Genomic DNA, 410 nt, shown 5'->3' on the forward strand with positions numbered 1-410 from the left:
ACCGAGCACATCACCGCCGACTACGAGGCGGGGGTACTGACCCTGCGCATCCCGATCGCCGAGCGCGCCAAGCCGCGCAAGATCGCCATCGGCGACGGCGTCGGGGGGAGCGTCAAGCAGATCAGTAGCTGAGCGGACCGCTCACGACCCGCACGCCAGGCCGTCGCCGGCGCTTGCAGGCCAGGACGGGAGGGTGATCCCCCGCCCCTCCCGTCCTCCGCGCCCCGCCCCCTTCCCTCATGGCCCGCATGCCATCACTTTCCGGAGAGACGAGCGCCATGACGTTGAGATGGGATGCTTTCGTCGAGCACGTGCAGGAACGCGGTGAGTACGCCTCCCGCGAGGAGGCCGACCGCGCCGCCCGCGTGGTCCTGGCCCTGCTGGGAGCCCACCTGGTCGGCGAGGACCGC

Annotated in this window: 1 protein-coding gene and 1 pseudogene; both read left to right on the plus strand. The window is 71.5% G+C overall.

What is annotated here, in order from left to right; genetic code table 11:
- Window positions 1-132, plus strand: a pseudogene (locus IF43_RS41355) (Hsp20/alpha crystallin family protein); the annotation flags it as partial.
- A 146-nt stretch (window positions 133-278) separates the two neighbouring features.
- Window positions 279-410, plus strand: a 132-nt coding sequence (locus IF43_RS41360; protein WP_158939700.1) for a DUF2267 domain-containing protein, incomplete at its 3' end; no start/stop codon positions are given.

The sequence above is a fragment of the Streptomyces sp. NRRL S-87 genome (genome assembly GCF_000719335.1).
In the GTDB taxonomy this organism is placed as follows: domain Bacteria; phylum Actinomycetota; class Actinomycetes; order Streptomycetales; family Streptomycetaceae; genus Streptomyces.